Raw genomic sequence first — 7,199 nt, forward strand, 5'->3', positions numbered from 1 at the left:
GTGCGTTTCGTGTGACTTGGTCATGCGCCGTGCGTGCGTTCGGGCGCTGCTTCTGGGTGTCGGTGCGTGCCGATAGGCTGAAAGCATGATGCGAGCCGAGCAGCCTACGGCCCACGACCCGGCCCCCGATGACGCCCTGGCAGCCGACTCCAGGGAGCGCGCCGTACGGGCGCTGCTGCGCCGGCCGCAGCTGAAACGGTTGTGGGGCGCACAACTCGTGGGCGGGGTGGGCGATGTCCTCGCCCTGTTCGTGCTGGTGCTCCTCGCCTTCCAGGCGGCGATCGCCGAGGGTTCCTTCGGCGGTGGATACCGGGGCGTCGCGCTCACCGTGGCCGCCGTCTTCGGTACGCGCGCCCTCGCGACCCTGCTGTTCGGGGCCGTACTCCTCGGGCCGCTCACCTCCCTGACCGCGCAGGAGGGCCCCCTCGACCGCCGCTGGACCATGGTCGGCGCGGACGGGGTGCGGGTGCTGCTGCTGATCGTCGCGCCCCTGTGGATCGACTGGACGCCGGACAACGCGCCGGCCGTGCTGCTGGTCACCGCGTTCGTGGTCGGTGTCGCCGAGCGGTTCTGGACGGTCTGCCGGGAGAGCGCGGCGCCCGCGCTGCTGCCCGCGCCGCCGCTGGAGGGCGCGACCGTACGGCCGCTGCCGGACCACATGGACGCGCTGCGGCGCCTGGCACTGCGCACGACATTCGTCGCCGTGCCTCTCGCGGCCGTCGTCCTCGTCGTCGCGTCGCTGCTCAACAACCTGCTGGGTGCGGGGCTCGACTGGTTCGGGCAGCACCAGGCCGCGCTCGCCTCCTATGTCGCCGCCGGGCTGTTCGCCGCCTCGCTGTCCCTGGTGACGTTCCTCGAACTGCCCAGGACGCGCACCCCCCGCGCGCGGTCGCCGCTGGAGGGGCTGCGCCGGCCCAGGACCGGCACCGGTGTGGACAAGGGCCGTACGGGTGCGATCCCGCTCCTGGTGCCGGCGTGCGGTGCGGTCGCCGGTGCGATCGCCGCCGTCGTCGCCGTCGCCGTGCTGCACGCCAAGGACCTGGGCGGCGGACCGGTGCTGTTCGGGCTGTTCGTCGCCGCGGTGACCGGTGGTGTGGGCGTCGGCATCCGGCGGGCGCCGTCCGTGCTGCCCTCGCTGTCCCGGCGCCGGCTGCTCGCCCTCGCGATCGCCTTCACCGGTGTCGCGCTGCTCGCCGCGGGCCTGACCCCGGATGTCACCAGCGTGGTGCTGATCCTGGGGCTGGCCGGCGTCGGCGCGGGCATCGCCGCCAACACCGGCCACACACTGCTCGACCAGGAGGCCGAGGACTTCCGGCGGGCGCGGACCACCGAGCATCTGCACGCCGTCGTACGGGTGTTCGTGGCGGTGGCGGCGCTCGTGGCGCCGCTGGTCGCGGCGGCCATCGGGCCGCACCGGCTGGAGAGCGGGAAGTTCGTGTTCGCGCACGGGGGTGCGGCGTTCACGCTGATGCTGGTGGGGGCGCTGCTGCTGCCGGTGGCCGCGCTGGTGCTGGCGAAGGTCGACGACCGTTCCGGGGTGCCGCTGCGGCAGGATCTGCGGGACGCGTTGCTGAAGGGCGACGATCCCGTGCAGGCACCCGCGGCCTCGGGGTTCTTCATCGCCCTGGAGGGCGGTGACGGGGCCGGGAAGTCCACCCAGGTCGAGGCGCTCGCCGAGTGGGTCCGGGCCAAGGGGCACGAGGTCGTGGTGACGCGGGAGCCGGGGGCCACCCCGGTGGGCAAGCGGCTGCGGTCGATCCTGCTGGACGTGTCGAGCGCCGGGCTGTCGCACCGGGCCGAGGCGCTTCTCTACGCGGCCGACCGCGCCGAGCACGTGGACACGGTGGTGCGGCCCGCGCTGGAGCGGGGCGCCGTCGTCATCTCCGACCGGTACATCGACTCGTCCGTGGCGTACCAGGGGGCCGGGCGCGACCTCTCACCCACCGAGATCGCCCGGATCTCGCGGTGGGCGACCGACGGGCTCGTGCCGCATCTGACCGTGCTGCTGGACGTGTCGCCCGAGGCCGCGCGCGAGCGGTTCACCGAGGCGCCGGACCGGCTGGAGTCGGAGCCGGCGGAGTTCCACGAGCGGGTGCGGGCGGGCTTCCTGACGCTGGCCGCCGCGGACGCCGGACGGTACCTGGTCGTCGACGCCGCGCAGGACCCGGAAGCGGTGACGACCGTGGTCCGGGCTCGGCTCGACGTGATGCTGCCGCTGTCCGAGGCCGAGGTGAGGGCGCAGGAGGAGGCCCGGCGCAAGGCCGAGGAGGAAGCGCGGCGCAAGGCCGAGGAGGAGGCCGCGCGCAAGGCCGAGGAGGAGCGCCTGGAGCGGGAGCGCCAGGAGGAGCTGGCGCGGCTGCGGGCCGAGGAGGAGGAGCGCAAGCGGCGCGAGCTGGAGGAGGCTCAGCGCCGCGAGGCGGAGCGGCAGGCGGAGGAGGCCCGGCAGCGGGCCGAGGAGGCGCGTCGCCGTGCCGAGGAGGAGCAGGCGCGGCTCCTCGCGGAGGAGAAGGCCCGTGCCGCGGAGGAGGAACGGCGGCGGGTCGAGGAGGAACGGCGCCGCAAGCAGGCCGCGGAGGAGCAGCGGCTGCGGGCGGAGGCGGAAGCGCTCCGTATGGAGAAGCAGCGGAAGGCCGAGGAGGCGCTGCTCCGGGCCGAGGAGGCGCGACGGGTGGCCGCCGCGGCGGAGGCCGAGCGGGCGGCTCGGGCCGAGGCGGAACGGGTCGCGGCGGAGCGCGCCGAGGCGCAGCGCGCGGCCGAGGCCGAGCAGGAGGCCAGGGCCGAGGCGGAGAGGGCCGCGGCTGCCCGGCGGGCCGCGGAGGCCGAGCGGGGCGCTGGACGTGAGCCGGCCGGTGGGGGCTCCGGCGGTGGTTCCGGCCGGGGTTCCGGGAGCGATGACGCGGTCACGGTGGCCACGCCGTTCGTGACGCCGACGAACGCGTCGGGTGGGCCCGTGGACGAGACGGCTGTGCTGCCTCCGGTGCGGGAGGACGGGCCGGGTGCGGCTGGTTCGCCGAGGGCGTCCGGGTCTTCGCGTGCGGCGGGTGCCGCGGGCGTCGCGGGCTCTGCGGGTTCGTCCGGTGGGGCGGATTCCGAGACGACGGCGAAGCTGCCCAAGCCGCCGGTACCGCCGTCGGGGGCGGCCGCGGAGGACGAGACCGCGGTGCTGCCGCCGGTGCCTCCGGGCGCGGCGGACGAGACGGCTGTGCTGCCTCCGGTGCGGGACGACCGGGTGCCGCCGGGGTACTTCCGGGACGAGCGGCCCGCGCCCGACGGGGCTGAGGGGCGCACGCGCGAGCTTCCGCAGGTCGACGAGGAGGGGACGCCGCGGCGCCGCCCCCGGTCGGACTGGGCCGAGGAGACGCCGCTGGACGATCTGCCCACGCTGGCCGACGAACTGCTCGGGTCGCACGACGAGGACGACACCGGCGAGGGGCGGGGCTGGCGGCGTCGGCGGCGGTGAGCTGAGCCGACGGTCCCCGGGCGCGGGAGGCGGCGACTGACTGCCTGTTCGCCGTGAGGGTTCTGCGCCGGGGCGGAGCGCTGCGCGGCGTGGCATCGCTCGTGCGGGTCTCCCGCGTCGCTTCGGCGTGCGCGGGCCGGCGTGCGGGGTCCGGCGTGCGCGGTCCGGCCCCGGTGAGCGGTGCCGCGTCGGTGAGCGGTGCCGGGTCGGGTTGTCGGTGGGGTCGCGCACAATGGGGCGCGGAGCGGTGTCGTAGACGGAGGGCGGTGGGTCATGGCCGTGTGGGACGACCTGGTGGGGCAGGAGCGCCTGAGCGCGCAGCTGGACGCCGCCGCCCGGGACGCCGACGCGATCGTCACGGCGGCGACGACGGGCACGACGCCTCCGGAGGCGTCGAAGATGACGCACGCGTGGCTGTTCACCGGGCCGCCGGGCTCCGGCCGGACGACGGCGGCGCGGGCGTTCGCGGCGGCGCTGCAGTGCGTGAGCCCGGACCGGGCCCTCGGGGGGAGCCCCGGGTGCGGGTTCTGCGACGGATGCCATACGGCACTGGTGGGGACCCACGCCGATGTCAGCACCGTGGCGGCGGTGGGTACGCAGATCCTGGCCGACGACATGCGGGACACCGTGCGGAAGTCGTACACCTCACCGGCCAACGGGCGCTGGCAGGTGATCCTCGTCGAGGACGCCGAGCGGTTGAACGAGAAGTCGGCGAACGCGGTGCTCAAGGCCGTGGAGGAGCCCGCCCCCCGGACGGTGTGGATGCTGTGCGCGCCCTCGCTGGAGGACGTGCTGCCGACCATTCGCTCGCGCTGCCGGCATGTGGGGCTGCTCACCCCGTCGGTGGACGCGGTGGCGGACATGCTCGTACGGCGGGAGGGCATCGAGCCGGAGGCGGCCGCGCTGGCTGCCCGGGCCACCCAGGGACACATCGAGTGGGCCCGCCGGCTGGCCACCGATCCGCGGGCTCGGGAGCGGCGGGCCGCCGTGCTGAAGCTGCCGTTGCGGGTCGAGGACATCGGAGGGTGCCTCAGGGCCGCGCAGGAGCTGGTGGACGCCGCGTCGGAGGAGTCGAAGCAGCTGGCCGAAGAGGTCGACACCAAGGAGACCGAGGAGCTGAAGGCGGCGCTCGGCGGGGTGCAGGGCGGACGTATGCCGCGCGGTACGGCCGGGGTGATGAAGGACCTGGAGGACAAGCAGAAGCGGCGGCGTACGCGGGCCCAACGGGACAGCCTGGATCTCGCGCTGACCGAGCTGACGGGGTTCTACCGGGACGTGCTGGCCCTGCAGTTGGGGGCGCGGGTCGCGCTCGCCAACGTCGAGGTGCGGGACAGCCTGGAGCGGATGGCGCGGGGCGGCACACCGGAGTCGACCCTGCGGCGGATCGACGCGATCGCGGCCTGCCGGGAGGCGCTGGAGAGGAACGTGTCGCCGCTGCTAGCCGTGGAGGCGATGACGATGGCGCTGCGGGCCGGATGACGGACGGGCGGCGCGGCCGGCTGGGCCGGGTCGGCGCGTTCGGTTGACCGCGTCACTCGTACGAGGCGCATTCGTTGCCATTCGTGATCAATTGAGTGGTTCTGGTTACCCTCGCGAGATGCACACCAGGCGTACTTCCCGGCCGAACCGGTCCCTGCGGGCCGGCGGCGCGCTGCTCGCTGCCGCCGCGCTGCTCGTCGCGGGCTGCTCCTCAGGCGGTTCCAGTACGGCGGCCAGGGTGGCGGACGGGGGCCCGGGCCTCGGCGCGCAGCCCCGGGCGACACCGCCGGTACCGGCTTCGTACCACCGGCAGAAGCTGCGCTGGCGCGACTGCGAGATCCCCGGTTTCCAGTGCGCCACGATGAAAGCGCCCCTCGACTACGCGAAACCGGACGACGGTGACATCCGGCTGGCCGTCTCGCGGCGGAAGGCGACGGGCCCCGGTGAGCGGCTCGGCTCGCTGCTGGTCAACCCCGGCGGGCCGGGCGGGTCGGCGGTCGGGTACGTGCAGGGGTACGCGGGCATCGGCTACCCGGCCGAGGTGCGGGCGCGCTACGACATGGTGGCGGTGGATCCGCGGGGCGTGGCCGGCAGCGAGCCGGTGGAATGCCTCACCGGACGCCAGATGGACAGGTACACGCAGACGGACCTCACCCCGGACGGCAAGGGGGAGACGGCCAAGCTGGTCGCGGCGTACAAGCGGTTCGCGGAGGGATGCGGGAAGCGGGCGCCGCGGCTGCTGCGGCACGTCTCCACGGTCGAGGCGGCCCGGGACATGGACATCCTGCGGGCCGTGCTGGGCGACGAGAAGCTGACCTATGTGGGCGCCTCGTACGGGACGTTCCTCGGGGCGACGTACGCGGAGCTGTTCCCCGAGCGGGTCGGCCGGCTGGTGCTGGACGGCGCGCTGGACCCCTCCCTGCCCGCCCGCCGGCTGAACCAGGAGCAGACGGCCGGGTTCGATACGGCCTTCCAGGCTTTCGCGAAGGACTGCGTGGGGCGGCGGGACTGTGTGCTGGGGAGCACGCCGGCGCAGGTCGGCGAGAACCTGCGCGCGTTCTTCGCGCGGCTGGACGCACGACCGCTGCGGACCGGTGACGCCGACGGCCGGCGGCTCGGCGAGTCCCTGGCCACGACGGGCGTGATCGCGGCGATGTATGACGAGGGAGCCTGGCCGCGGCTGCGCCAGGCCCTCACCGAGGCGGTCGGAAAGAGGGACGGCGCCGGTCTGCTCGCCCTCTCGGACAGCTACTTCGAACGCGGCCCCGCCGGTACCTACTCCAACCTGATGTACGCCAACGCGGCCGTGAACTGCCTCGACCTTCCCGCCGCCTACAACAGCCCCGAGGAGGTCGAACGCGCCCTCCCCCGGTTCGAGAAGGCGTCCCCGGTGTTCGGCCGGGCGCTCGCGTGGTCCTCCCTGAACTGTGCGTACTGGCCGGTGCGGGCGACGGGCGGACCGCACCGGATCGAGGCGAAGGGCGCCGCCCCGATCGTCGTCGTCGGCACCACGCGGGACCCCGCCACCCCCTACCGCTGGGCCCGGGGCCTGGCCTCCCAGCTCTCCTCCGCCCGCCTCCTCACCTACGACGGCGACGGCCACACCGCCTACGGCCGAGGCAGCGCCTGCATCGACTCCGCGATCAACGCCTACCTGCTCCGCGGCACCGCCCCCGCCGACGGAATGCGCTGCTCAGCGTCCTGAGCACCGACCACCGAGACGGCCCTCCCGGGGCCCCCCAGGTGCTCCGATCCCTGGTTCGGAGCACTCGGGAAACTGTGTAGACTTACCGACGTTGCTGACCGCACCATAGTGCAGACAGCGCGCCGCCTTAGCTCAGATGGCCAGAGCAACGCACTCGTAATGCGTAGGTCTCGGGTTCGAATCCCGAAGGCGGCTCTGTGGAAGCCTCAGGACTCACTCGCCGTGACCTGGGGCTTTTGCTTTTAGCGGATGCGGATGCGGATGCGGATGCGGCGGGCGCGGGCCACCCGGCTGTCCCCGGTCTCAGTTGTGGTCTCAGACGCGGGTTGGCGCATGGCGTCCTTGGAGAGATGCGAGCGGCCCTTTAGGTATCGGCGGGTCTGGCTGATCTGGGTGCGCCGGAGGTCTCCATGATGCTCACGCTGTCGACACCCAGGCGGCGGTCGGGGGGGGCCGGGGGGGGCCCCCCCCCGGCGGTTGTGTTTGTTTCGGGGTTCTTTCCTTCCCCGTCGACAAAGGAAGGGGGTGTTCTTCCCCCCCAAAACATTAACCCCC

General features: G+C 74.2%; 3 protein-coding genes, 1 tRNA gene and 1 pseudogene. 4 read left to right on the forward strand and 1 reads right to left on the reverse strand.

Annotated elements, in window-relative coordinates:
* The first annotated feature begins 85 nt into the window (after positions 1-85).
* The 4 genes from tmk (at position 86) to ACZ6BB_RS33485 (ending at position 6,839) form a co-directional block, all read left to right on the forward strand.
* On the forward strand, positions 86-3,460 hold the full coding sequence (tmk, locus tag ACZ6BB_RS33470; protein ID WP_471618875.1) for a dTMP kinase: 3,375 nt from the start codon (positions 86-88) through the stop codon (positions 3,458-3,460).
* Positions 3,461-3,733: 273 nt separating this feature from the next.
* Positions 3,734-4,939, forward strand: coding sequence for a DNA polymerase III subunit delta' (locus ACZ6BB_RS33475; protein ID WP_471618876.1), 1,206 nt, complete (start codon positions 3,734-3,736; stop codon positions 4,937-4,939).
* A gap of 118 nt (positions 4,940-5,057) precedes the next feature.
* The gene (locus ACZ6BB_RS33480) at positions 5,058-6,644 is read left to right on the forward strand and encodes an alpha/beta hydrolase (protein WP_471618877.1); all 1,587 of its coding nucleotides are present in this window, start codon (positions 5,058-5,060) and stop codon (positions 6,642-6,644) included.
* Between the two features lie 121 nt (positions 6,645-6,765).
* Positions 6,766-6,839: transfer RNA gene (locus ACZ6BB_RS33485), tRNA-Thr, on the forward strand.
* A 47-nt stretch (positions 6,840-6,886) separates the two neighbouring features.
* Here the strand turns inward: ACZ6BB_RS33485 and ACZ6BB_RS33490 are convergent.
* Positions 6,887-7,080 (reverse strand): annotated as a pseudogene (locus ACZ6BB_RS33490) (tyrosine-type recombinase/integrase); the annotation flags it as partial.
* Positions 7,081-7,199 lie beyond the last annotated feature (119 nt).

It is taken from the genome of Streptomyces sp. NPDC041108 (genome assembly GCF_055592645.1).